The sequence below is a fragment of the Methylophilus sp. QUAN genome (genome assembly GCF_015354445.1).
GTDB lineage: Bacteria > Pseudomonadota > Gammaproteobacteria > Burkholderiales > Methylophilaceae > Methylophilus.
Window position 1 is genome coordinate 92,108 of sequence record NZ_JADKYT010000002.1, and the last position, 25,169, is coordinate 117,276.

Annotated in this window: 25 protein-coding genes; 8 read left to right on the plus strand and 17 right to left on the minus strand. The window is 51.5% G+C overall.

Annotated features, from left to right (window positions below; translation table 11 throughout):
* The 3 genes from INP79_RS09150 to INP79_RS09160 are packed head-to-tail and all read right to left on the minus strand — an operon-like array spanning position 1 to position 4,218.
* A complete protein-coding gene (locus tag INP79_RS09150) occupies positions 1–741 on the minus strand; it encodes an arginyltransferase (RefSeq protein ID WP_194753998.1) in 741 nt (246 codons plus the stop codon).
* Positions 728–1,426, minus strand: coding sequence for a leucyl/phenylalanyl-tRNA--protein transferase (gene aat, locus INP79_RS09155; protein ID WP_194753999.1), 699 nt, complete (start codon positions 1,424–1,426; stop codon positions 728–730). Before aat ends, INP79_RS09150 begins: the two co-directional genes overlap by 14 nt.
* A 5-nt stretch (positions 1,427–1,431) precedes the next feature.
* Positions 1,432–4,218 (minus strand): EAL domain-containing protein, encoded by a 2,787-nt coding sequence (locus tag INP79_RS09160; protein WP_228519841.1) that lies wholly within the window; start codon positions 4,216–4,218, stop codon positions 1,432–1,434.
* A gap of 267 nt (positions 4,219–4,485) precedes the next feature.
* On the opposite strand from INP79_RS09160, the gene INP79_RS09165 reads away from it, so the two are divergent.
* Positions 4,486–6,711 (plus strand): YgiQ family radical SAM protein, encoded by a 2,226-nt coding sequence (locus INP79_RS09165; RefSeq protein WP_194754000.1) that lies wholly within the window; start codon positions 4,486–4,488, stop codon positions 6,709–6,711.
* Here INP79_RS09165 and INP79_RS09170 read toward each other — a convergent pair.
* Together INP79_RS09170 and INP79_RS09175 are read right to left on the minus strand one after the other, a co-directional pair.
* Positions 6,708–8,351 carry an alkaline phosphatase D family protein gene (locus INP79_RS09170; RefSeq protein WP_194754001.1) on the minus strand — a complete coding sequence of 548 codons (1,644 nt, stop codon included), beginning with the start codon at positions 8,349–8,351 and terminating at the stop codon, positions 6,708–6,710. The two genes, INP79_RS09165 and INP79_RS09170, sit on opposite strands and share 4 nt — an antisense overlap.
* A gap of 24 nt (positions 8,352–8,375) precedes the next feature.
* The gene (locus tag INP79_RS09175) at positions 8,376–10,889 is read right to left on the minus strand and encodes a patatin-like phospholipase family protein (protein WP_370583249.1); all 2,514 of its coding nucleotides are present in this window, start codon (positions 10,887–10,889) and stop codon (positions 8,376–8,378) included.
* 128 nt (positions 10,890–11,017) lie between these two features.
* Here INP79_RS09175 and INP79_RS09180 point away from each other — a divergent pair, with 128 nt between their 5' ends.
* Positions 11,018–11,896: a TraB/GumN family protein gene (locus tag INP79_RS09180; protein WP_194754003.1), complete on the plus strand. Its 879-nt coding sequence runs from the start codon at positions 11,018–11,020 to the stop codon at positions 11,894–11,896.
* A gap of 23 nt (positions 11,897–11,919) precedes the next feature.
* On the opposite strand, the gene INP79_RS09185 is transcribed toward INP79_RS09180, so the two are convergent.
* From INP79_RS09185 to INP79_RS09205, 5 genes are all read right to left on the minus strand, one after another.
* The gene (locus INP79_RS09185; protein WP_194754004.1) at positions 11,920–12,396 is read right to left on the minus strand and encodes a hypothetical protein; all 477 of its coding nucleotides are present in this window, start codon (positions 12,394–12,396) and stop codon (positions 11,920–11,922) included.
* Positions 12,397–12,421: 25 nt separating this feature from the next.
* Positions 12,422–12,802 carry a response regulator gene (locus INP79_RS09190; RefSeq protein ID WP_194742652.1) on the minus strand — a complete coding sequence of 127 codons (381 nt, stop codon included), beginning with the start codon at positions 12,800–12,802 and terminating at the stop codon, positions 12,422–12,424.
* 84 nt (positions 12,803–12,886) lie between these two features.
* Positions 12,887–13,519 carry a response regulator transcription factor gene (locus tag INP79_RS09195; RefSeq protein WP_194742651.1) on the minus strand — a complete coding sequence of 211 codons (633 nt, stop codon included), beginning with the start codon at positions 13,517–13,519 and terminating at the stop codon, positions 12,887–12,889.
* Between the two features lie 36 nt (positions 13,520–13,555).
* Complete coding sequence (locus INP79_RS09200) at positions 13,556–14,038, minus strand: hypothetical protein (protein WP_194754005.1); 483 nt, start codon at positions 14,036–14,038, stop codon at positions 13,556–13,558.
* Positions 14,039–14,050: 12 nt separating this feature from the next.
* The gene (locus INP79_RS09205) at positions 14,051–14,467 is read right to left on the minus strand and encodes a YqjD family protein (RefSeq protein WP_194742649.1); all 417 of its coding nucleotides are present in this window, start codon (positions 14,465–14,467) and stop codon (positions 14,051–14,053) included.
* 277 nt (positions 14,468–14,744) lie between these two features.
* On the opposite strand from INP79_RS09205, the gene INP79_RS09210 reads away from it, so the two are divergent.
* From INP79_RS09210 to INP79_RS09220, 3 genes are all read left to right on the plus strand, one after another.
* Positions 14,745–16,235 carry a CHASE3 domain-containing protein gene (locus INP79_RS09210; protein WP_228519842.1) on the plus strand — a complete coding sequence of 497 codons (1,491 nt, stop codon included), beginning with the start codon at positions 14,745–14,747 and terminating at the stop codon, positions 16,233–16,235.
* Positions 16,236–16,374: 139 nt separating this feature from the next.
* Entirely contained in the window at positions 16,375–16,890 is a 516-nt protein-coding gene (locus tag INP79_RS09215) for a BON domain-containing protein (RefSeq protein ID WP_194754006.1), read from the plus strand.
* Positions 16,891–17,036: 146 nt separating this feature from the next.
* A complete protein-coding gene (locus tag INP79_RS09220) occupies positions 17,037–17,474 on the plus strand; it encodes a BON domain-containing protein (protein WP_047517073.1) in 438 nt (145 codons plus the stop codon).
* Positions 17,475–17,534: 60 nt separating this feature from the next.
* On the opposite strand, the gene INP79_RS09225 is transcribed toward INP79_RS09220, so the two are convergent.
* Positions 17,535–18,134 carry a lipocalin family protein gene (locus INP79_RS09225; RefSeq protein WP_194754536.1) on the minus strand — a complete coding sequence of 200 codons (600 nt, stop codon included), beginning with the start codon at positions 18,132–18,134 and terminating at the stop codon, positions 17,535–17,537.
* 146 nt (positions 18,135–18,280) lie between these two features.
* On the opposite strand from INP79_RS09225, the gene INP79_RS09230 reads away from it, so the two are divergent.
* Together INP79_RS09230 and INP79_RS09235 are read left to right on the plus strand one after the other, a co-directional pair.
* Entirely contained in the window at positions 18,281–18,727 is a 447-nt protein-coding gene (locus INP79_RS09230; protein WP_194742645.1) for a glycine zipper domain-containing protein, read from the plus strand.
* A gap of 42 nt (positions 18,728–18,769) precedes the next feature.
* On the plus strand, positions 18,770–19,210 hold the full coding sequence (locus tag INP79_RS09235; protein WP_228519844.1) for a bacteriocin: 441 nt from the start codon (positions 18,770–18,772) through the stop codon (positions 19,208–19,210).
* Positions 19,211–19,231: 21 nt separating this feature from the next.
* Here the strand turns inward: INP79_RS09235 and INP79_RS09240 are convergent, their stop codons facing one another.
* The 3 genes from INP79_RS09240 to INP79_RS09250 all read right to left on the minus strand — a co-directional run bounded on the left by INP79_RS09240 (position 19,232) and on the right by INP79_RS09250 (position 21,419).
* Positions 19,232–20,221 (minus strand): diguanylate cyclase, encoded by a 990-nt coding sequence (locus INP79_RS09240; protein ID WP_194754007.1) that lies wholly within the window; start codon positions 20,219–20,221, stop codon positions 19,232–19,234.
* Between the two features lie 119 nt (positions 20,222–20,340).
* Complete coding sequence (gene sugE / locus INP79_RS09245; protein WP_194754008.1) at positions 20,341–20,664, minus strand: quaternary ammonium compound efflux SMR transporter SugE; 324 nt, start codon at positions 20,662–20,664, stop codon at positions 20,341–20,343.
* Between the two features lie 38 nt (positions 20,665–20,702).
* A complete protein-coding gene (locus tag INP79_RS09250; protein ID WP_194754009.1) occupies positions 20,703–21,419 on the minus strand; it encodes a pseudouridine synthase in 717 nt (238 codons plus the stop codon).
* 767 nt (positions 21,420–22,186) lie between these two features.
* Here INP79_RS09250 and INP79_RS09255 point away from each other — a divergent pair.
* Positions 22,187–22,981 carry an RNA methyltransferase gene (locus INP79_RS09255; RefSeq protein ID WP_194754010.1) on the plus strand — a complete coding sequence of 265 codons (795 nt, stop codon included), beginning with the start codon at positions 22,187–22,189 and terminating at the stop codon, positions 22,979–22,981.
* Positions 22,982–22,987: 6 nt separating this feature from the next.
* On the opposite strand, the gene INP79_RS09260 is transcribed toward INP79_RS09255, so the two are convergent.
* Genes INP79_RS09260 through INP79_RS09270 form a run of 3 tightly spaced genes read right to left on the minus strand, consistent with a single transcriptional unit; the run spans position 22,988 to position 25,091 of the window.
* A complete protein-coding gene (locus tag INP79_RS09260; protein ID WP_194754011.1) occupies positions 22,988–23,860 on the minus strand; it encodes an Hsp33 family molecular chaperone HslO in 873 nt (290 codons plus the stop codon).
* A gap of 35 nt (positions 23,861–23,895) precedes the next feature.
* The gene (gene gluQRS, locus INP79_RS09265) at positions 23,896–24,768 is read right to left on the minus strand and encodes a tRNA glutamyl-Q(34) synthetase GluQRS (protein WP_194754012.1); all 873 of its coding nucleotides are present in this window, start codon (positions 24,766–24,768) and stop codon (positions 23,896–23,898) included.
* A gap of 14 nt (positions 24,769–24,782) precedes the next feature.
* The gene (locus INP79_RS09270) at positions 24,783–25,091 is read right to left on the minus strand and encodes a DUF3301 domain-containing protein (RefSeq protein ID WP_194754013.1); all 309 of its coding nucleotides are present in this window, start codon (positions 25,089–25,091) and stop codon (positions 24,783–24,785) included.
* Positions 25,092–25,169 lie beyond the last annotated feature (78 nt).

Sequence of the window (25,169 nt, forward strand, 5' to 3'; positions counted from 1 at the left end):
TTATGGCTGAGGACTGGCTATCCATTCGCCATCCACTAGTTTTTCCTGTGGTTGGAACTGCTGTTTATAGGCCATTTTCTGGCTGTCGGCGATCCAGTAGCCTAAATACAAATAGGGGAGCCCTAGCTGTTTGGCCCAGGCGATTTGCCACAGGATACTATAAGTGCCATAGCTAGCTTTATCGGCCGTGTCGTAAAAGGTGTAGACCGCAGACAAACCATCCGCCACGATGTCGATCACGCTGACCATTTTGAGCGCGCCGTAAGCATCGCGGAACTCAACCATAATGCTTTCCACATTGCTCTGACACAAAAATTGCTGGTACTGCGCGGCCTCGTCCTCAAGGTCTGCAATATGGTCTGGACCGTGGTGATGGCGCTGTTGCTGGTAAGCCTGGTAAAGCTCGAAGTGTTCAGCGTCGTAATTGGCTTCGACTATTGTCACTTGCAGGTCAGCATGTTTTTTAAAGGCGCGTTGCTGGCTACGCGTGATTTGAAAGGCATTGACTGGCAAGCGTACTGAAATGCAGGCATTGCAGTGTTCGCAGTGCGGGCGGTAGGCAAATTTACCACTCCGTCTGAACCCTTGCTGGATCAGGCCGCTATAGACTGGCCCGTCGACCAGGTTTTGCGGGGTGGCAATCAGGCTTTGTGCCAGCTTTTTGGGCAGGTAGCCACACGGATAGGCAGTGGTGACATAAAACTGCAGCTTTTGCAGCGGAGCATCATTAGGTAACGTCATATTGCACCAAATCGTTCAATTGCGCGATAAACCGGTCTCGAGGGATTTCATACGCGCCAAAGCTTGCCAGCAGCGGCGTATACATCTGACAATCAATCATACCGACTTGTTGCGCGTTTAACCATTGCACCAAGTGGGCAAATGCCACTTTAGAGGCATTGCTGACATGATGAAACATGCTTTCGCCATAAAACATGCGGCCAATTTTCACGCCGTAGCACCCACCCACCAACTGATCGTTTTGCCAGGCTTCTGCGCTGTGCGCATAGCCCAGCACATGCAATCTCTGATAAGCGGCAATCATATCGTCAGAGATCCAGGTGCCGGGTTGCCCGGGCCGTGGCGTAGCTGCGCAGGCGCTGATGACGCTATTGAAGGCAGTATTAAAGCGGATCTCGAACGGTTGTTGCTGAATGACCTTGCGTAATGAGCGGCTGATATTCAAGGCTGGCGGAAACAAGACCATGCGTGGGTCAGGGCTCCACCACAGAATCGGTTCGCCAGGGCTAAACCAGGGGAATATCCCTTGCCGGTAAGCAGCCAGTAACCTGTCTGCGGTTAAGTCGCCGCCAATGGCAATGAGTCCATTGGGCTCGGTCAATGCCTGCTGCAATGGCGGAAAAGGCGTTTTTGTGTCCAGAATGAGTACTGGCCCGCCCGGCAGCGGGTAGTAGTGTTCGTGCATAAACGTCAGTTAAATTGGTAGGGGTCGTGCCTGCCTGCCCATTCTATAACCTTGTTGCCCGGCATGCCACGCGAAATACCAAAGCCTTGTGCATAATCGCAGCCTAATTCCGCCAGTAGCTGTGCCTGCTCTGCTTTTTCTACGCCTTCTGCTACTACTTTACGGCCAAACTCGCGACAAAGCATGACCACGCCTCGAATCACTGCCAGGTCTTCCTGGTTGCTCAGCATATTGTGTATAAAAGACTGGTCGATTTTGATGATATCAACCGGCAGGCGGCGTAAATAAATCAGTGACGAGTAACCCGAGCCAAAATCATCAATAGAAAAAGCCACGCCCAGCGACTGGCATTGTTGAATGACACGGTTGACGCGGGCAAAGTCACTGATGGCGGCGCTTTCGGTGATCTCGATATGCAGTTGCTGCGGATTGATATTGGGATATTTTTTAAACAGGCTGGCCAGGTGGTCACTAAACTGTTTATGCATCAGGTGTTGTGCAGCAATATTGACAGAGACCTGTGTGTGTAAGCCGTGGTCCTGCCATTCCGTGAGTTGTCGCAGGCTCTCTTCAATCACCCAGTTGCCAATATCGATAATCAGGCTGGTATGCTCGACCGCGTTGAGAAAGTCATTCGGATAAAGCAGGCCACGCAAGGGGTGTTGCCAGCGTAACAAGGCTTCAAAGCAAAACAGTTTGCCTGATTGCATGCACACCTGCGGTTGGTAAACCAGTTTGATATGACTGTTCTGGATGCCATTCAGCAGGTCGCGTAACAGCAGTTGCTGTTGTTGCGACTGTTGTGCCGAGGCCAGGTCAAACAGGTGAAACTGGTGCCCGCCATGCGTTTTGGCATGGTACATGGCATGGTCGGCATGGCGCAGCAGGGTATCAGGCGGGTTATGGTCAATCGGGTAAAGCGTGTAGCCGATGCTGGCGGAAATCGAGAACTTGAATTTATCAATCGCAAACGGCTTTTCAATCGCCGCCAGCAGTTTTTTGAGTAAGCGCGTGTATTCGGTTTGTGTGCGGCCGCCACACAATAACATGGCAAACTCATCGCCACCCAGGCGGGCCAGCGTATCTTGCGGTTTTAGGATGCTGTTCAGACGGCTGGCCAGTTGCATGAGCAGCTTGTCACCAAACTCGTGACCATACTGGTCATTCACAATTTTAAAGTCATCGAGGTCTATATAGCAGATGGCGACTAGTGATTGCTGGCGCTCGGCTTCCAGCAGGGCTTGCTGCAAACGGCTGGAAAACAGCACGCGGTTGGGCAACTGCGTTAATACATCGTGATACGCCAGGTGTTCCAGCATGTTCTGCTGTTCTTTGGCACGGGTGATGTCGGAGAATAGTCCGACATAGTGCTGGAACTCGCCCGCCTGGTTCATGACTGGCGACAGTTCTAGCTCCACCAGGTAATCATGCCCCTGGTGATGGCGGTTCCACACTTCGCCTTGCCATTCTTGAAAGGCCTGCGCGCCTTCATACAAGGTTTGAAAGAAATCCGGTTGCTCGCAGGCAATGCCCAGGGCGGTCGGGGATTGGCCAATGGCCTCTGCCTGCGTATAGCCGGTGACGACACTGAACGAGGGGTTGCATTGCACAATCAGACCATGTTCATCGGTAATAAAAATGGCGTCATGCGCATGGTCAAACACACTCGCAGAGACTTTGAGCCGGTTGGCACTGGCTTGTATCTGGCTCACCATTTCACGCAGACGGCGCCGCATTTTGACCATGTTGGCGATCAGGGTGTCCGGCGTGGCTGTAATATGGTCTTCAGCAAAATCGCCACTTTCAATGCGCATCAGCAGCAGTTTTGCCGTTTCCGGCTCACCACCCAGGGGGTTCAAAACAAAACGCTGCAAGCCGCTGATGACCACCATTAACACCACTAGCGTCAGGATCAGTGCAATGATCATGACCGGTGACAGCGCGCCCAGCGCCGACCAGTAAGCCTCATTGATGGGATACAGGATGTTAATCTGGAAATCCCATTCCGGCACTTCTTTGCTGACTTTTTTCCAGCGCTGCTGCTTGTCTTCCATGGCGTCTAGCGCCTGCTGCTTGCTGATACCACCGGTGAGGAAACGAATCTTGCCACGGCCATCGGTAATGGCAACGAAGCCTTTTTCTAGAAACCCCCATTGGCGGATTGCCTGGTCAATGGCGTTAAAATCCAGTTTGTAACCAACATACCAGGCGCCAATCAAACGACCCTGGTCGTCGTGCATGGGTTCGTAGCGTGACAGATAGGCCTCGCCCAGGATATCAACCACGCCGTAGAACGTTTCGTTCTTTTGCAGCTTTTCAATCACCTTGCCATAGGGGTTCAGTTCGGTGCCAAAGGCATTGCTGCCATCGGCTTTTTTTACATTGGTGGCAATACGTAGAAACTGCTGGCCGCGTTTGACAAAAATGGTGGCAGTGCCACTGCCGATGCGGGTAACAGAGTCGACCAGGATGGTCCTGCCGGTTTGCGGGCTGTCGCCAAAGCGCAGGTTAGGCACCTGTGTCCCCAGCATATCGGTGACGCCGTGAATATTGGGCTGGCCTTCAACCGAGGCATATTGTTTCAGCAGCGCCATGCTGGAAAGCACATGTTCACTGACCAGTGTTCTGGCGGTGACTAACAGGTTGGCGAGTTTTTGTGTTTCCTCGTTGGCCTTGGTTTCAATATTATTCAGGTGATGATTGAAAATAAAGGCAAATGAAATGAACCCGATTAACAGGCCAAAGGCTGCCAAGGGTAATAAAATCTTTTTAAATAGCGTGTAATGCTTCATTGTTAATTTAATAATTATTATGTAAAAAAATACCCCACTCTTGATCATGGTTATACAGGGCTTTAACAACTGCCGCAATCATAAATACACCTGTTAACGGCGAATGCCTGTCTTTTCGCGCTGAGCGTCTGATTCAGCACACAGTTTGTTTTGCGTGGGGGCTTTTCTTTGTGCGAGGCCGGATTCTGTCATCCGCGTGCTTGTGACGGTAAAAACACCTCATTTTTTTAAGAAAAATGATTTCAAATCAATCAATTAACGCGTAAAATGCGCAACTCTCAAGCATTGCTGGTCACCCGCGTGGAAATCTACACCTCCCTTATTGCCAAACCTGTTAACAGCTATCGTCCTTATTGGGCCAAGCGCTTTGGTACTGCGCCTATGCTGCCGATGAGCCGCGCCGAAATGGATGCGCTGGGCTGGGATAGTTGCGACATTATTCTGGTGAGTGGGGATGCTTATATCGACCACCCCAGTTTTGGCGTGGCGCTCATCGGCCGCTTGCTGGAAGCACAGGGGTTCCGCGTCGGCATTATTGCGCAGCCAGATTGGCAATCTGCCGCTGCCTTTAAAGTGTTGGGCAAACCCAACCTCTATTTTGGCGTGACTGCCGGCAATATGGATAGTATGGTCAACCGCTACACGGCAGACCGTAAAATCCGTTCTGACGATGCTTATACGCCTAATGCTGAAGCCAACAAACGCCCGGACCGGGCCGTCTTGGTGTATTCACAACGCTGTAAAGAGGCTTATTCAGATGTGCCGCTGGTCATCGGCAGTATCGAAGCCAGCCTGCGCCGCATTGCACATTACGACTACTGGTCGGATAAAGTACGCCGTTCTATCCTCATCGACTCCAAAGCTGACATTCTGTTGTATGGCAATGCGGAGCGTGCCATTGTGGAACTGTCGCATCGTATTGCGCGCGGTGAGCCTGTGCATGAGATCCAGGATATCCGCGGCACGGCATTTATCCGTAAACAGGTGCCGGATGACTTTTTAGAAGTGCCTTCAACGCGGCTAGACAGGCCTGGCGTAATCGACAAACACGAAGACCCGTATGCCATGAAAATGGGCAAGGGCGATGCCAGTTGCGCGACCGATGATAAAGGCAGCGAGGCGACTGCCGCCGCGCCGACTATCAGCCTGCCGCTACCGCTCAAAGCCAGCAAAGTGCCGCGTGACCGCCAGGTCATCCGCATGCCCTCGTATGAAGAGGTGGTGAGTGATCCGGTGATGTATGCGCACGCCTCACGCGTGCTGCATCTGGAAGCTAACCCCGGCAATGCGCGGGCACTGGTGCAAAGACATGGTAACCGCGAAGTGTGGCTGAATGCGCCGCCGATTCCGCTCACCACTAAAGAGATGGATTACGTTTACGACTTGCCCTACGCGCGCAAGCCGCATCCAGCTTATGAAGGTGCCAATATCCCGGCTTGGGAAATGATCCGTTTCTCAGTCAACATTATGCGAGGCTGTTTTGGCGGCTGTACCTTCTGCTCGATCACCGAGCATGAAGGCCGCATTATCCAGAGCCGTTCCGAAGATTCCATTCTGCGCGAGATTGAAGAAATCCGTGACAAGGTGGATGGTTTCACTGGCGTGATTTCTGACCTCGGCGGGCCAACGGCCAATATGTATCGCTTGTCTTGCAAGTCTGAAGAAATCGAGAAAAACTGCCGCAAACTGTCTTGTGTTTATCCAGGCGTGTGCGAAAACCTCAACACCGACCATTCGGCGCTGATCCAGCTTTACCGCAAGGCGCGTAACCTGCGTGGCGTGAAAAAAATCCTGATTGGTTCAGGCCTGCGTTATGACCTCGCCGTGAAATCACCAGAATACGTTAAAGAGCTGGTGCAGCATCATGTGGGCGGATACCTGAAAATTGCCCCTGAGCACTCAGAAGAAAACGTGCTGAGTAAAATGATGAAACCGGGCATGGGCGCCTATGATGAATTCAAGCGCATGTTTGAGAAATTCAGTGCCGAGGCAGGCAAAAAACAGTATTTGATTCCATACTTTATTGCTGCGCATCCTGGCACCACAGATGACGATATGATTAACCTGGCATTGTGGCTCAAGCGCAATGATTTCCGTCTTGACCAGGTGCAGACGTTCACGCCGACACCGATGGCGATGGCAACCGCCATGTATCACAGTGGCAAAAACCCTTTGCGCAAAGTCACGCCAGACTCTGAAAACGTGCCGGTCGCTAAAACCGGCACCATCCGCAAATTGCAAAAAGCGTTTATCCGCTACCATGACCCGCAAAACTGGCCCATGCTGCGTGAAGCGCTCAAGAAGATGGGTCGCGCCGATTTAATTGGCAACGGTAAAAAGCATTTGGTGCCCGCTTATCAGCCTGCGGTATTGCAGCAAATCGTGCAATCTGATGGCAGCCGTTTTCAGGCCAAACCCATGCCTAAAGGCTTTAACCAGACCAAGAATCCTGCTTACAAGCATAAAGCCAGAAAACCTGGCGCAGGCCGTTAATAAGGCAAACCCAGCACTTGATAACCGAGTGTTAGGCCAAGCAGCTTTTGCGCTCCGACCGCCAGGTCATTCGCATGCGGGAAATCAATGGTTTCATAATGCCAGTTGACCCACACCTTGTGGTCGCTGCCTTCATGCATGCAGGCATAGTTGCGGTGGAATAAAAAGCGATTGCCAGCCCCGTCTTTGCGTAGCGTGGCGGATAAGACGCAGCCACCACCGAGGTCAATATCCGGCTGTGTGACGCTGGAAGCCAGCCGGATCACGGATTGTTCCATGCTCAGTGGCGGCGGGTGCACAATGCCAGAGGAAATCAGTTGTACGATATTCCCCGTGCCAGATTGTTCACGATAGCTACCGCTGGCTGCCACATGCACATCGCCGGAAATGATAAAGACTTTGGTTGGCGTGTTGGCTTGCAAGGCGGCTTGAAACTGCAGCAAGCGTTGCAAAATACTGCACATTTCATCGTAATGCGTGCTGAATCGCCAGTGGTCCGCCATATCGTCATAAGCATCAAACTGGATGCTGAGACGGATATTGCGATCGCTTTCAGAAAAATGCCGGTAAAGAAAAGGTACGCCACTCAGTATCAGCAACTTCTGACCAGCTTGCCAGTCTGCCTGTAAGTCGGCCAATCCCTGAATGAAGTCTTGTTTACCACTACCCATAATGTTGTGCAAAGTGCGCTGACTGCGGTTGTCCATGACCAGCAGACCGTAATCGCGAAAACGCAGCGTCATGCCAAAATGCGTGGGTGCCGTGTTGCGTTGCTGCAAGGCGCGGTTGTTGGTCCCTCGCAATTGAAACAGCGTGAAATACTTTTTTGCACTATCAAACATGGCCTGGTAGGTCGGGCTGGTTTCCAGGCGATAGGGTTGTGAGCCCCAACCATCAATAATGTCATGGTCATCCCACATCATGACGCTGGGAATACTGGCCAGGCAGTAGCGTAAGGCCGACGATTGCGTCCAGCTTCTGATATACGTGTCGAAGTAGAACGTATCGATACGCTGCCTGAGCGTGTCAGAGACTGGTGCGGTCAATTGATCTTTCAATGGCTTTTGTGACCAGGCATACAAGGGCTGCTTTTCATTGAAGATGGCATCTGCATAAATCTGGTCGCCGCCCATGATCAGGGCCGCATAAGGCGCATTGACGACCTCTGTATAAGGCATAGCCGCCATATGTGCGGCCTGTTGTTGTTGCATGCGTTGCCACAGATAGTCGATCGGCGCCGGATGTTGTGTGCGTACCTTATCTGATGAAAATCCATTGCATGACGCGAATGCCAGTTGTACCTGCTGCTTGGCTGCCGGGCAGAAAAATGACCAGTCAGTGACCAGATTGTTGCGCGTTTGTGCATAACTGGCCGGTTGCGCATCAATTAAAATCTGGTAATCACAGACCTGGTCTAGCTGTGTCACTGGAATGGCGATTTCTGCGCGCCAGAACTTGCCGCGTTCCAGGCTGCTGATCAGGGTGAATTCGCTACGCAAGCTTTGCTTGGCGATGCGATAAGCAAGGGTAGCGGCGCTGACGTCGTTTTCTGAGAGAAAGCAAACACTGTAAATGGTGGCTTTTTCGTGCTCACCTTCCAGCCCCAGCAAGGGCCCTAATACAATATTGTGTAATGACATGCGTGCTCCGTATGTTGATATGGCTTAAGTCGCAGTATCCAGCAGGCCTGGTAATAGCGTTTGTATCTGCTCGGCCACTATTTTATCCGGATGACTGGCTGGCAGTTTAAGGTTTTGTGCAATATGTTCGCCCAGTCTGCGATAACTCTCAAACTGCGATTCACTGAAAAACTGGTCTACCGTACTGTGGTGCGGAAAGCTCGGTTCCTGCAATTTGAAATTAATCAGGTCGCTGGGCTCATCGCCCGTCAGCGAGCTTTTGATATACACCAGGTAGCCCATATGTGCCGGATCGCCATCGCCCAGGTAGTCAATGCTGCCAATCGCAAAGTGCTGTGAGCCGCATTTAAACAAGCCATATTTGCAATCATTGACCGGCAATAATGGATTGATATCTAGCCTGATGGTGATGCCGAAATCCACTTTGCATTTACGGATCGCATTACCCAGGTCTTCAAATTCATAGCAGCCATCAGCCCCGGCATCGACAGCAACGATCAGTTTGCACCGCCTGCGTACCAGTTCATAAATACCCAGGTTTTCAAAGTGGCCACCGTCGGACAAGTATAAATAGCCAGAGGTCGAACCGGTGTTGGTGATTAACTCTTTGATCAGGTAAAACAGGTTCCAGAAGGGTGATTGCCGTTGTGGCGGGTTGCGCAGCCGCAGTTTGCAGTTAAATCGCATCAGCAGCCTGTTAAAGTAATTCTCATGCAAGGGATTGCCAAACCAGCGCCCAAGACGCGCATTGAAAATAGTCATGATAAAGCCCATGACCGGATTGGTGTGATAACCCATATTAGGGCTGGCTGCTGCCCCGCTGGTGGATACCAAGCTACCCAGTTCCGGGCCGCCTTCGCCAGTATAGTGATAGGTGTCATACCAGACTTCGTTATCGGGTAATTTAAAACCGCAGTAATAAGGGCTAAACATAAACGAAGCCGCCTGACGCTGTTGCCAGGCCAGTTGTGAGCCATCGCTGATGTTGACAGCGGTATTCACAATATGCGTAGGCCGTTGTCCGCGCAACGAGGACATGGCGACATCATCATTATTATCAAAGCCGGTAAAACTGTTGGGTTTACGGTGATTGTTGGTGGCACCCAGATAGCAGCGCGTCAGGCGGTTACGGTAAAAATTGTGCAATGAAAACACGTTGATATCAATGCGCCAGCTGCCGAGCACGACGATCAACAAAGCAGCCGCAAACCACAGGCCGCGATGCGGCGAAAGATACAAGCTGAAACTCAGGTAGCCAGAGACCAGCAGGATGAGTGCCACCACGATATAGGGCAGGGCTGTGGTGAATTTGCCTTTCAGGCTGTTGGGTGGCTCCGCTCCTGTCGTGCGGCTTTTACCTAGTCTGGCGGTGAAAAAAGCCAGTAACCATGAGCCAACGCCGGTCAGGCTTTTTTCCGTGGTCCCCAGACTGCCCAGCCAGTGATGAATCAGCACCGGAATATAAAGTGCGCAAGCGAACAGCGCCAGCCAGATGACACAAAACCCAATATTAATGCCGCCGATACGATGCCACCATTCACGCGTACTGACGTCTAACAGGCGTCCACTGAGACCCATGATGGCGACCAGCCCGGCAGAAATCAGGAGTGAAATCACCGGCACGCCCAAGCCTATCCAGTAGTTTGGCTGGATATGATTTGCCTCGTCATCGACCGCATACGTGGTGAATAGCTGTTGCCAGCTGGATGGTGGAATGGCCCACAGCAGCAGGCTAAATCCTACCACCCCACACAGAAATGCCGCCACCGGGTAAAGTGCGTGGGCGCTGCCGAGGCAGTTGCGGCGACTGAAGTAGAATGAGCTGGCCAGGCTGATTAATGCCAGGACGATGCCTGTTTTACCCGTGACCGTTTGTGCGGTATTTGCAAACAGTTGTCGTAACAGCTCGCTATCCAGTGTGAATGCGGGTAGCAAGGTGCCCTGTATGTCTGAGTGGCTGAAAAAGATCACAGACATCATCAAGACGATGAGCACGCAGAGTAGCAGCACCTGGTTGAGCAGCGTATTAGCCATCCATTGTGCGAGGGCAGCCAGGGTGTCGCCCGTGAATAAACCGGTTTTGGGTGTCAGGTAGTTGCTATAACTGCGTAACCAGAGAATCGCTTTTTCAGTGGCAGTGAGCTGGCGCGCGACGGGACTTTGCGGCTGTGTGGATAACACCAGTTCGGCCTGTACAGTATTGACATGATTACTGTGTTTGATCAGGCTGGAAAACCAGGCGCCAATATATCCACCGCCAGAGACGGTTGAAAGATAGTCGAATTTGTTGAGCAGGCCTTTTTTTGCCAGGCCCTGCAGGATACCGAGGTTGAGCGTGGCACTGCGGATGCCCCCACCAGAAAAGGCCAGGCCAATCAGGTTTTCACGATGAATGTCCTGGCGCAAATGTGCCATGCCCCGCATTTCCGCATCCAGCACGGCTTCAAAAGAATGCGTTTTATGCGGGTCGGTTTCTGCTGCCTGGTCGGTCGGGTGCATGGCAATCTCCCTGAGCATCTTGTTGATATTATTTAACACATGGTATCTCCGTATCAAATAAGTGACAACACCTGGTCGATGGCATGTATCGACGATAGGTGAAATTGGCATGGGCGTTGTAATTTATGAGAGGATGTCGGCTGATAGGTAATTAGGAGTGGTGGCTGATGTGGATGAATAAAGCGATGAAGTGCCTGACGCGCGGGCTATGGCTGAGTGCCACGGTGTTTTTATGGCTGGGCCAGCAGGCCTGTGCTGCCGAAAAAAGCTTGTTCTGGCAGCTCGAGTCCCCAGCCGGGCAGGTGAGTTACCTGTTTGGGACCATGCACACAGACGACAATCGTGTCACGGATTTCTCCCCTGCGGTGTTGCAGGCGCTTAAACAGGTGGATGCGTTTATGCTCGAAGTAGCAGATGCACCACCAGCATCTTTGTTGCAATTGCCACAGGGTAGCCTGAAACAATACTTGTCAGAAGCTGAGCTGGATAAAGTCGCCAGTCTGGCCGAAATGCATGTGATCCCGATGGAGCGGGTCCTCAACATGAAGCCGTGGTTGCTGGCGGTGATGTTTGACCTGCCCAAGCCACAAACACCGTTCGCGCAGGACTTTTTACTCAAAGCCAAGGCGGAAGAACTGGATAAACAGGTGTTGGGCCTGGAAAGTGCACAAGAGCATTTTGGCGTCATGGATGGCATGACGCTGGACGAGCAATTGTTGATGTTACGTGCGGTGCTCAAACGTAGCCAGAAGCAAAAGGAGAGTGATTTTGAACGGTTGATGAAGGCTTACTTGGCTGGAGATGCCGACCAGGTGGCCAATATGGATGACGCCATGACACGCGGCATCTTGCCTGCGGCATTGTGGCAGCGTATGCGGGTGAAGTTGCTGGATGAGCGCAATGTGGTGATGGCCGCACGCAGTATCGACCAGGCCAGGCAGCGCCCGGTATTTATTGCCGTTGGCGCAGCGCATCTGGCCGGGCAGAATGGCTTGTTGCAAGCGTTTAAACAAGCCGGGTTTAAACTCACATCGTTGAAGAAATAAGGCAGTTGCAATCCCACGCGGCTTTACGTACGGTGAGGGCTGGCCTCTTGTGCAATACGCGTAATGTGCGCGACGAAATCTGCATCTTCACCAACCAGTAACCGCGGTAAATGCTGGCGGAAATCTTCACGCAGGCACCACTCGCGCATATAGTCCTCCCAGGACATCCAGCGCCGCAGGCGCTTGCCGCGCATGTCGGGGTCATAAGTGAGCAAATAGGCGCGTTCAAACAGTGAAATCAGGATTTCAAATAGCACCAGTTTGCGCTCTTCCTGGTCTGCCGTCATGGGCATGGGGTCTCTTTGTGAGCGTAATTGCAGGTCAGGATAGGCCATGACCAGTTTAAGGAAGTCAGTATAGTTATCTGCCAGCAATTGGTAGACTTCTTCATCTTCATTTTCACGTTCTTTACGCTGTTCCAGCACAAAGGTGAGAATGGCGAGTGGCAAACCGACGACGGTGACGATGTAGCTCAGTAATTCCCAGGTAGCGATGGTCATGTCGGTTTGCGAGAGGAGATGAGGGTTAGTTCAACGCATTTGCATGTTGCTGGATCACATCCATGCACTCATCAAATTGCAGGGACTTGTCAAAAAAGTACTCAACGCCCATGTTATGCGCCAGGTTGCGGTAATAGCTATTGCCGTGGTTGGTCAGCATAACGATGTCAGGGGCTTTAAACGGATAGCCCTGCTGGCGGGTGTGGCGCACCACATCAAAGCCCGTGCCTTTGGCTAACTCAATGTCTAGCACGATCATGTCGTATTGCCTTGCATTGAGCAAATCAATGGCTTCGTCACTGGTGGTGGCGATATCCCTGACATCCAGTTGGTCACAGTCATGCAACATCTCGACGATGACATCACGAATCAGTGCGGAATCTTCAACTAACAATAATCTATACATGACGGTTTAACCAGTGACTGATGTCCAATAAAGGGTTAACACAGGCTGCTTGGCGGTTATATTCATGCGTTCAATCGTATCGGCTTAATTAAGCAAACCGTATTTGATGGCATAGTAGGTCAAGTCAGCATTCGATTTCATGGCCATTTTTTCCAGGATGCGGCTACGGTAAGTGCTTACCGTTTTAATACTGATAAATAATTCATCTGCAATCGCGGTTGGCGTTTGGCCGGTGGCCAGTTTAACGAAGACCTGGAACTCACGGTCAGACAAGGTCTCGTGCAATTGCTTCTCTGAGGGGTGGCTGAGTTCGTTGGTCATCAGCTCGGCCAGTTCAGCGGAAATGTAGCGCTTGCCGGCAGAGACGGTGCGAATCGCCAGGATAATCTCATCCGAGTCTGCATTTTTGGTTAAATAGCCCTTGCAACCATTACGCATTAAATTCAAGGCATATTGATCCTCTGCATAACCACTCAGTACCAGCACGGGTAGGTTGGGGGCCACATGTTTCAATTCATGCAGGGTATCCACCCCGTTTTTGTCCGGCATGGAAATATCGAGCACCATGGCATCATATTCGTTTTTGCGTACCAACTGGATCGCTTCTGCCCCGGATGAGGCTTCCCCCGTCACTTGCAGATCCGTTTCCAGCTCGATCAGGTTACGTAAACCATCACGTACAATGCTGTGATCATCTACCAAAAGAATTCTTTTCATGCGGTTCTCTTAAACTTATTAGTCAGGGTTAAGGGTTTAATTTGCAGGTTTTGCGCCATCATTGTCTGGCGCGGCAGCCGCGTCTGTTTGTTCTGCGGGTGCCATTTCTTTTCTAAACAACCGCCAGTCCTGGCTAATCATGGCCAGGGAGTCTGCAAACAGCGGTTTTTTGTGCCAGATGGCACGTACGGAAATAAAAGCAATCGTACCGATAATGGTTGGCACCAGCATGGCCAGGCCAAGAATCAAGGAGCGGTGTGGATGCTCCCACAAGAGGGAAAACAGCCACATCAAGCCAAGTAAACCGGTGAAAATGAACATGCTAAACACCACCAGCATGCCTACCATGCTGGTGGCTAAGCGTTCAGTTTCCTCGAGAAAGTCCTGTTTTAATTGTTGCGCACGATCTTCCGTGTAATCGGCCACGTGATGACGCAGATTGAAAAAACTACCTTTCAATGCGCTCACTTTGCGATTTAAAAACAAAACAGCGGCAAATTTCAAGAGGTTTACCCACATAGCTTTCCTTGCTTATTCACGACGTTTGGTGCCCAACAGGTATCCTATCAGCAAACCGACACCAGCGGCTACCAGCACGGTGCCCAATGGATGCTCCTGCACGGTATCTGCGGTCTTGTCTTTGATGGAGTGATAAGTGTCGCTGACTTCGCGCTGCACCTGCTCTTTGACACGGCTCGCTTTTGAACTCAAGTTAGAGGCCAGTGCCGCGGCATTTTCTTCATTGGTTAAGCGGTCAATATTGCTTTTCAAGGTATGAATCAGTTCCTTTGCCTTGTCCTGTGTATTGTCTGCGGTGTCATTGACGGCATCCAGCAACTCATTGGCAGTTGATTTTACCTGCGCAGCGATTTGCTCAATGGCCTGGTCAGAGTGTTTGGCCAAACGATCGGTCGTGTTCTCAACATTGTCTTTTGAAAAATTAAACATTTTGAAACTCCTTTTTTAAATCGTGGTTTAAATACCTATTTACAGTGTCGTCTTCAGAATCACAAATAAACCGTGATGACTGATTGGACAGTTGATTAAACGAAAAGTGTTTTCAACATGTGGCTATCTTACCCAACAGGCCTGTCATCTCCCTATCGGCCAGCCACCGATATCAAAGTCAGAATTCTCTGACAGTACATAAATTGGTGCGTCAACACATCTTTACGTTGCTGTTAACTCGCAACACCGCTATGATGCGACTGATGCATTGTGAACAATGCATGCAAAAAACGTTACGCCGGATTGCCTGATTTTTCAATCTTTTCACTCAACCGCCATGCAAAAAGTCAGAACCACCCTTATCGCCCTGCTTGATCGACTGGAGAAAATCAGTGATACCTTTGGCGGTAACACGGTGGCTTTGCTCACGGTGAGCCTGATGCTGGCAGCGGCCATGCTGGTGGTGAATGACCGTTTTATCGTCACCACGCGTGAAAAAACCGATGTGTTAGCCATGCTAGACCAGTTGCTGTTCGAAACTTCGAAAACCCAGTCTGACCTGGCCATCGCTGAAAGTGCGCAGCGCGGTTACCTGCTGACACGCTCGGAACATTATTTCCAGCCGTATGATGATGCCACCAAGCAAATGGGCCAGCATTTACGCAATATTAATAAGTTGCTCAACCATACCAACCTGGTCAAGCATCCGGTGATACAAAACACCATGAGCGAGCTGGTGAACAGTATTGTCAAAAAATCCGCCGAAATGAATGTGACCATTGATTTCGCCAAAAAACGCCAGTTTGATAAAGCATTGGCGGTCGTCAAGCTGGATTCAGGGGTCAAGGAAAGCCGGAATATTGAAGTCTTGTCCCGCCAGTTTGAAAAGCTGGTGCTGGATTACCGTGACGAAGTGGCCGATACGCGGGATACCACGCGCAAACTGATGCGCTGGTTTGTCATGGCTTGCCCGCTGATTTTTGTCTCATTGGTGGTGCTGGTGATTCGCCGCTTGTTACGCGAGCTGGCGGAAAAGGCCAATTTATATGTACGCCTCACCGATGAGAACGCCGAGTATGAACGCAATATCCAGCGCCTGACCACGACGGTGCAGGGCCAGGCGTTGCAGGCACAAACCAATATTGAGCATGAGCGCTATCAATTATCCCGCGAGTTGCATGACGAACTGGGCTCTTTGCTGACGGCGATCAAGATGGATATTTCGTGGGCCATCAAGCATTTGAAGGATCAGTTACCGCAAGTGACTGAAAAACTGAAGAAAACCAATCAGTATCTCGATCGTAGTATTAACTTTAAACGTGAAATCGTACAAAACCTGCATCCGGCCATGATCAAGAGTTTTGGCCTGATTGCTTCGTTGCAGAACCTGATTGACGAGGCGAGGGTACGTAACCAGTGGCAAATGGATATCATCATGCCTGAGCAGGAAATGGCGATTAACGAGACGGTGAGCCTGATTGTCTATCGGTTGGTGCAGGAGAGTTTGAATAACTGCAGCAAATATGCCAAGGCAACTGAAGTCTCTGTGCATTTAATGCATGACGAGCAGCATATCAAATTGGAGATTGTCGATAACGGCATCGGCTTTGACCCGGAAAAACTCACCAATAGCACGCATGGTATCAGCGGCATGTGTAACCGTGTGGAGTCGATTGGCGGGCATTATGAAATCTCCAGCGCCCCGCAACAAGGCGCCAGCACGCGTGTGCTTTTGCCTTATCTCAAGAGTGATCCTGCAGCTGCCTAAGTGCAGCCCAGCCTCAATGTAGGCCTATTCTGACATGACATTCAGTCGTTGGACGACTGACCTGACACACGTGGCTGATTAATATGGCAACACAAGACAGCAGAACTGTTTTGTGTAACGCGTGAAAAAGGAGACGCTCATGTTAATGTCAAAATACACACAAGCAACAATCTTTGGCGGCCTGTTGGCGACAACCATCACACTCAATGCTTTCGCATTCGATCTACAGGAAGTCCAGAATGGTGAAAAACCTTACCTGGAAGAGTTTAATACCCTGGACAAGAATGCCAATAACTCACTTACCTGGTCTGAAGTGCAGCAGGACAAAGGGGTTAAGCAACCAGATTTTAAAGCCTATGACCATGATAAGGATGGTAGTTTGAGCTACGAAGAATATGCAGAGCTCAAAACACAGACTGGTCAAAAAGCGATTAAAGGCGCGATGTCAGATAGCTGGATTACCACTAAAGTGAAAGCGCGCTTGCTGGAAGAAGAATCTTTGAAGTCGCTCAAAATCAGTGTCGAAACGCACAAAGGTGAAGTGCTGATTAGCGGTTTTGTTGCTGACTCAGCCCTTAAAACCAAGGCCGAGCAACTGGTGGCCAGCGTTGAAGGCGTGAAATCTGTGAAAAACGCTATCGTGGTAAAAGGCTAATAAACACCCCCTCGCAAGCTACATATCCTCTCCCAAGTGCGTAGCTTGCTTTTTTCTTGCGGCGGGTTGTTCTTTCATGTGTTGACTGATTCATCCTCTGTACAACTTGAACAACTCGCCACCTTATGCAACAGAAAGGAAACATCATGAATAAGATGAACCGATATCTGGCAATGAGTACGATGATTGCATTATTAATGGGCGGTAGTGCCAATGCACTGGCTGCGGGTGTGCTAGCCAAAGCTGAGCCTATGTACAATTTTCTGCCTAGCGACACCGTGGTTGATAATGTGAAAAACACCTTGCAAACCAATGGTGTGGATGTGTCCAATATTCAGGTCGATGCCGATGCGCAAGGTGTAGTGCAGTTGAGCGGTGAAGTGGCCTCCAAGCAGGATGTGGAAACGGTCACCAAACTGGCCAAGCAGGCCGATGGCGTGTATGCGGTATTAGGCGCATTGCGCTATAGCACGGGTGAAGTCGTGCCAGCGCCTGTGCCAGCAGGGTTGGATCCTGTGATGGATGCGCCCGCGGCCGGGCCTGAAAGTGAGCAGCCAGAAAGCAAACAGATAGACGCGCAATGAACAGAGCGGGAGGGGCAGCCCTCCCGCGCGTTGATCTCCAGTGGATTGACGCGGCAGGAGTTAGTGATGCTGGGGCATCACATGTCGACCGGATTCGTACTCAACCTGGTTGGACTGGCGGATGAACAATAACTGGTCAGTGGCAAATCCCAGCTCTTTGGCTTTGGCCATCAGGTGCTGTTTGATGGGGTAGGTGAGTTGCGGTGTGCGTGACAGTATCCATAAGTAGTCACGACCACTGCTTACCAGGGCATAGTTGTAATAAGGCTGGTCTACTTCGAGAATGTTGTAATCGCCATAAAACGGCCCGAAGAACGATACCTTGAGGCGGCCAGTACGGCTGCCATCTGCATTGGCCGGATCGACAAACTTGGCTTTGCCTATGGCTTCGCTCCAGTCGTTTTTCTCTGGACTAAATCCACGGTTAACCACTTTGAGTGTGCCATCCGGCTCAATGCTGTAGTTGGCAGTCACCTGTTCCAGCCCCTTTTCAAATGTGTTGTCCAATCTGGCGATTTCATACCAGGTGCCCACATATTGGGTCGGGTCAAAACGTTTTACAACGGCCTGTGCTGCTTGTGGTGGTAAAGGGGCTGAGCAGGCGGTTAAGGTCAGCGCAAGCAAAGGGCAAAGCAGCAGTGATAAACGGGTAGCTGGCATCATGTCAGTGAGTCGGTTGGGAATATTAAAAAACAAGATATTAAAAGCAATGCTGTCTGAGAGGACAGTTTAAAATAACATAAATTCAAACGATAAAATTAATCAAGGCAACATTCAAGCAAGTAGTTATTCAGACAAGGGAAGATATGAAATTTTTAAATATGTGCAAGGTATGGGGTGTATTGGCATTGTTATCGACAACCGCCATGGCGGATAATCTGGAAACCGGGTTGGGCGGTGGCGTAGGCGCCGCTGCAGGCACTGCGGTAGGTAGCGTACTCGGTGGCAGCACGGGTGAAGTGATTGGTGGCGCTGTAGGTGGTGGCCTGGGAGGTGCGGCGACGACTGGCCGTTCAGGTCGTACAGGCGCTATTTTGGGTGGTGCCGCTGGCGGCGCAACCGGTGCGATTGTTGGTCGTAAGGTGAGCGGAACCACGACTGGTGCGGTGGTTGGCGCAGGAGTAGGTGGTGCTGGCGGCGCAGTGGTTGGTAAAGTGATTGACGAACCTGATCCATACCAGAGAAGTTACCGTGGTAAAAAAGGTAAAAAACATGGCCACCATCATGGCCGTGGTCATCATGATCATGATTAACTCCCAATCATCACGCATGGGCATTTAGCCTGGAGGATCTGTATGAGAATCTGGAGATTATCTGTCAGCCTGTTATGCCTGAGTCATGTTGCGCAGGCGCAAAGTTGCAACAATCAGGCCGTCGGTGCCAGTGGCGTCGGTGGCCTGGCTGGTTCAGCGATTGGTGCAGTCATGCTGGGCCCAGCCGGTGAGATATTGGGCGGGGCAGTCGGTGGCGCCGTTGGTAGCGTGGTTGCCAATGGTGGCAAGACGCAGCCTCATACCATGCTGGGTGGGGCGGTCGGCGGTGCCGGCGGCGCGATTCTCGGCCGCGGCTTGGGTGGCGGCCGATTACTGGCCGTGATCGGCGCTGGTCTGGGCAGTGCCGGTGGTGCCTGTGTGGCACAACAGGCCGGGTCCGGAAAAAATCACCATGCGGTCAGCGCTAAAAAACGTTCGGCCAATAACGCCACGGCCAAAGCGCAAAAATTGCTGGGTAGTTAAGCTGGTCCCCGTCCATTCAAGTCATTTAATGGCGGGGTGAGGCTGGTGTAACAACGCGGTAGATTTTTTGCGTTGATACATCAGTGCATCGCCTTCCACCAGCAGTTGCTCAACGGATTTTGGCAGTTGTGGGTCGAACTCGACGATGCCTTGCGCAAACGAGAGTTGGTATGGTTGACGTTGCTGCTGTCTGACCGTATCCAGGTACGTCGTTAAGCGGTCTACATAAATGTGTGCTTCGTGCTGGCGGGCATTCGCTAGCAATATGACAAACTCGTCTCCACCCAGCCGGGCAAAAATATCTGAGCTGCGGCCCACCAGTTTCAATCCCTTGCCAAAAGCCTGCAAGGCCCGGTCGCCTTCGTCATGACCATAAGTGTCATTAATCGGTTTAAATCCGTTCAAGTCCAGAAAGACCAGCGTGGCAAACACGTGGTGGCGGGTGAAGTAGTTCAGGTATTTCTCAGTGAGCATGATGAATCCACGCCGATTACTTAAATCGGTCAGTTCATCCATGGTTGCCATTTCAATCGCAGCCAGCTCATTTTCCACCATCACGGCCAGATCGTTCAGGTCCGCGAGATCCTCGGCGTCAAAGACGCGTGGCTTGGAGTCTATCAGGCATAAGGTGCCAATTTTAAAGCCACGCATCGTGCGTATCGGCCTGCCTGCATAAAAGCGGATATGCGGTGCAGCCGTCACCAGGGGATTGTCCAGAAAACGCGGGTCTTTTGAGGCATCATTGATGACAAAAGTGTCATTGCCCAAAATGGCATGACCGCAAAAGGAAATGTCTCTGGGCGTTTCCAGTACAGGCAAACCCATGCACGACTTGAACCACTGGCGGTTGGTATCCACTAGGCTGACCAGCGCAATCGGCACATCGAACATGCGCGTTGCAATCCTGGTCAGGCGGTCAAAACGTTCTTCTGCCTGGGTGTCGAGAATAGCCAGTGCATGTAATACATGCAGGCGCTCTATTTCATTGGCCGGGATGGCGGGAGGTTGCAAAATACTCGCTCCAGTCAAACGATGGTGTCATGATCATACCGCTTTTTTGCGTGCGGATACAAAAAAATACACTTGTTTCCCCCGTCTGTTTTGACGGTCTTTGCTTGAAGGCCGCGTGATTAAGTCTGCGAGGTGGCGAGTTTAAGTCCGATAATTCCTGCCATAATCAAGCACAAACTGATGATGCGTAGTGCAGAAACCGGTTCATTAAACAGCCAGATTCCGCCAATTACCGTACCAACGGCGCCTATGCCCACCCACACGGCATAAGCTGTGCCTACGGGCAAAGACTTGACGCACAGACCCAATAACCAGACGCTGATCACCATGGCCAGAATGGTCCAGAATGATGGCCAGAAGCGGGTGAATCCATCCGTATATTTCAAGCCTATGGCCCAGGCCGTTTCAAACAAGCCAGCAATTACCAGGGTTAGCCACGTCATAGAATTTCCTTGTGAGTGATGTGATTACAAGGCGCACATTAAGACTGGACAGCAATTAAATCTTCAGCCGTCAGCCAGCGCCATTCGCCTGCCGCCAATGAGTCAGGCAGGGTTAGTTGGCCAATTTGAATGCGTTTCAACGCATCAACACGGTTGCCAATTGCAGCAATCATGCGTTTGACCTGGTGGTATTTTCCTTCCGCCAGCGTCATGTGGATCACCGTTGCCGACACGCTGGTCACCGCCAGTGCCGCAATGGTTTCCTCTTCGTCAATCAGTTTAACGCCGGTCAGCAAATGCTCAAGGTCAGCCGCACTCAAGGCGTGTTTGCAAGTCACCTCATATACCTTGGGCACGTGGTGCTTGGGCGAGCTGACTTTATGGATAAACTGTCCATCATCCGACAGTAAAATCAAACCTGTCGTATCTTCGTCCAGGCGGCCTATACATTGAATGCCGCGTTCCACCAGCGGCTCGGGCAGCAAGGTATAAATGGTTGGGTGGAACTGGGTTTTGTGCGTGCATTCATAATGCGCAGGTTTGTGCATTAGTAGATAACTATGTTCGCGATATTGCCAGGCTTCGCCACTCACGGTGAAGTGAAGTGTGTCGTCCAGGGCAAATTTGGCGTCCGGGTCATCGCATATTTCACCGTTGACGGTGACTTCTTCGTTGATGATTAAAATGCGGCACATCTTGCGTGTGCCAAAACCCTGGCGATGCAGGATACGTTCTAGATCTAATGTTTTTGCCATGATGGGATTATACGTGAATTGGGAGGGGGCTTTGGGGTGACTGGTTTTTTGATGTACTAGAAAGTGATTCTTGGATTGGTTGGCATGTTAGGGAGCGTGTGGATTGGGTTGTCAGAATCCTTTTCGCCCTTTCGGCGAGTCACTTTCTGATGCTTGCCCCTCAGAAAGTAACCAAAGAGGAGGGCACCCAGCCATCACGGCCTAAAGGCTCCCTTGCGTTGCTCAACAAAATAAGCCGGTCACGAAACTCAACCTGGCAGCTCACACAAAACGTGAGCTGCTGCGGGATTCGGACAGTCGCTCCCTCTACTCTTATTTTGTCTCCGCTACTCAGCGTGATGGGATGGGACTTATCTCGCCAAACTTACAGCATAGAAGCTTGAACGGTTAAAAAACCAGATTGGTTTGTTAAGAGCACTAATGGTGGTGTTCATCTGGGTTTCGGGGTCCCCATCTGCCGCGCCGAGCAACGCAGGGTTGACGGGAGTTTTCGGCCATCGACTGTCCGAGTTCCGCAACAAGCCACGTTCTGTGTGGCTTGTCAGGGCGAGTTTCGATGGATGCCCGGCAAGCCGAGTAGCACAGGATACAAGCGGAAGCTGGGGTGCATTTCTTTTGGTTACTTATTCTTTGTGCAAGCAAAGAAAAGTAACTCGCCTAAGGGCGAAAAAGAACCTAGCCTAAATTCATCATCCAAAATACAAAAGAATCCTTTTTCCAGCCAATCCCAAATCAGCGACCTAACCAATTCACGTATAATCCCACTCATGGCTTTCAAACACATCACCTCTCGCGATAATCCCGTTTTTAAACAGCTACGCAAACTGCTCGATCAGTCGCGCGAGCGTAAAAAAACAGCGTCAACGTTGCTCGAGGGCGTGCATTTAATCGAGGCGTATTGCCAAACCTATGGCGAGCCGCGTTTGCTGATTATCCCGGAAGGGCATAGCACGGTAGAGGCGACTGGGTTGATTCAGCGGTTGTCTGATGTGGATACCATGTTGCTGCCGACCTTGATGTTTGCCGAACTGGCGCCGGTGGCGTCTAGCAGTGGCGTGATGGCACTGGTGGATATTCCTGAGCCAGCTTTACCTGAGAGCGTGGATTTTGCCTTGCTGATTGAGGATATCCAAGACCCGGGTAATTTGGGCAGTATGTTACGCACGGCGGCGGCGGCCGGGGTGCAGGTGGCTTATTTGAGCAAGGGCTGTACTGATGCCTGGTCGCCCAAGGCGTTGCGTGGCGGGCAGGGCGCGCAGTTTGTGTTGCCGGTGGTGGAAGGGGTTGATGCGGTAGAAGTCGTTGATGCGTTTGCCGGTAAAACCCTGGCGCTGACCATGCAGGGTGACAGCTTGTATCAGCAAGCCTTGCGTGAGCCGGTGCTGTTTGCTGTGGGCAATGAAGGCGCGGGAATTTCAGCCGCCTTGCAATCTGCCGTGAGCACCTGTATTACCATCCCGATGGCGCATCAGGGGACATTGGCGCTGGAGTCACTGAATGCCGCGGCGGCCACGGCGGTGGCGCTGTTTGAGTGTCAGCGCCAACGCTTGCTGGCGGATTAACTGTTTTTAGTGCGTGACCTCGTGGTCATCGTCTTCGTCAAATAAGGCCAGCGCTTCCTGCTCGTCGACCACATAGTGCTTGTTGCAGAAGTCACATTGAATCTGCACGCTGCCTTGTTCTTCAATGATGCTGCGTACTTCGGCCATGCCCAGCATTTGCAGCATATTGGTGACGCTGGTTTGTGAGCAACTGCAAAAGGCCTGCACTTCACGGCCACTGAACAAGCGCACATCTTCTTCTACAAACAGGCGTTGCAGCAGCGTGACGGTGTCCAGGTTTAACAATTCCTGATCGGTGACGGTGCCTGCCAGGTGTTGCACGCGGTTCCAGCAATCCAGGTCACTTTCTTGTTGTTGCGGCAACTTTTGCAGTAGCAAGCCTGAGGCGCGTTCACCATCTGAGGCTAGCCACAAACGCGTATCAATTTGTTGCGAGCGCAACATGTAGTTTTCCAGCATGCTGGCAATGCTGTCGCCTTCTAGCGGCACAATGCCCTGATAGGGCTCGCCTTCTTCTGGCATTAAGGTAATCACTAATTGTCCTTGTTTGAGCCAGGCCGTGAGGTGGTCGCCATGCAATTCGCCGCTGACTTTGGCTGTGGCGCGGATATTCAACCCGGACGTGCATTCCACCACCAGTAATTGCAATGCGCCCTGGCTTTGCAATTGCAAAATCAGCTTGCCTTGCATTTTGAGGGTGGCGGTCAGCAGCACGCTGGCGGCGGTAAACTCGCCGATGGCTTTTTTCAAGGCCGGTGGCAATGTCTGGTGCTCAAGCGCGGTCGACAGGCTTTGGTCTAATTGGACACAGTTGCCACGCACGGCAGACTGCTCAAAAATAAACGGGTGTAATTGGTCTTGGTTGCGATCTTGGTTCATACCGCTATTTTACCATTTGGATGACGCCCTAATTGTTAATCGCTGGTAACTTTCGGCAGTTGCCAGTGGGCGATGGCCCATTGCCACAAGTTTGCCAGTGGCAATGACAGGGCATTATCCGGTAATCGTTGTTGCAGAAAAGTGAGGGCTGCGACCAGTGTCGCGACGACATTATCGTCTGGTAATGCAGTGGCCAATGTCTGTTTGCTTAGTTTTTGGCCGTCGGCATTGAGTACCAACGGAATGTGGGCGTAAACCGGCGTTGGGTAGCCCAGTAACTGTTGCAGGTAAATTTGCCGCGTGGTGGAGTTGAGCAAGTCAGCCCCGCGCACCACATGTGTCACGCCTTGCAATGCGTCATCTGCCACTACGGCTAATTGATAACTGAACAGCCCATCGGCGCGTTTCACGACGAAGTCACCAATGTCGCTGGCCATCTGGTGTTGCTGCTGGCCTTGAATCTGGTCTGCAAAGGCAATGGTTTGCGTGTCTGTTTTGATGCGCCAGGCAGTTGCGGCGCCAGGTTTGGTGGCATGTTGCAAACAGGTGCCCGGGTAAATGGCGCCTTCTATGCCGAGCAGTGTGCTGGAATCGGCAATCTCTTTGCGTGAGCAGGTGCAGGGGTAGGCCAGGCCACGCTGGTGCAGTTGCTCCAAGGCGGTTTGGTAGTGTGTACTGCGCTGGCTTTGGTAAACAATGTCGCCATCCCACACAAAGCCGTAGCGTTGCAGGGTATTAATAATCTCTTCGCTGGCGCCCGCAACATATCGGGTTTGATCCACGTCTTCAATGCGCAATAGCCATTGTCCGCCACGATTTTTTGCATCGCAATAACTGGCGACCGCAGCGACCAGTGAGCCAAAATGCAAGGGCCCGGTGGGTGAGGGAGCAAAGCGGCCGACGACCATATGTTGAGGGAGTGTTATTGTGCTGCGTAGGGCGGAATATGCCAAGCCACCAGTTGCGCGCCGCGTAGTTGCAAATGACAGGCCATGCGCTCCACGCCCTGGCTGGAGACGTCAAAAGTATAAGTGCGCTGCAGTTGCATGCGGCCATTGCCGTCGCGAGCAAAGCCGACGCGCGAGCAGGCGACAGTTTCATCTAAAAACTGCAACTGGCAACGCTCTGCCAGTTGACGGCCTATCTTTAAGGCCGCTTCGCGTTTGGCGACAGAGTCCATCCAAAACCATGCGCCAGCAATTAAAATGGCTAATAAAGCCCATTCAGCCATTGTTGTTCTCCCGTAAAGCGATCATATGTTTCAGTGTATGATGTTTCAAGTTCATATTCCTAATATCAGTGCAGCCTG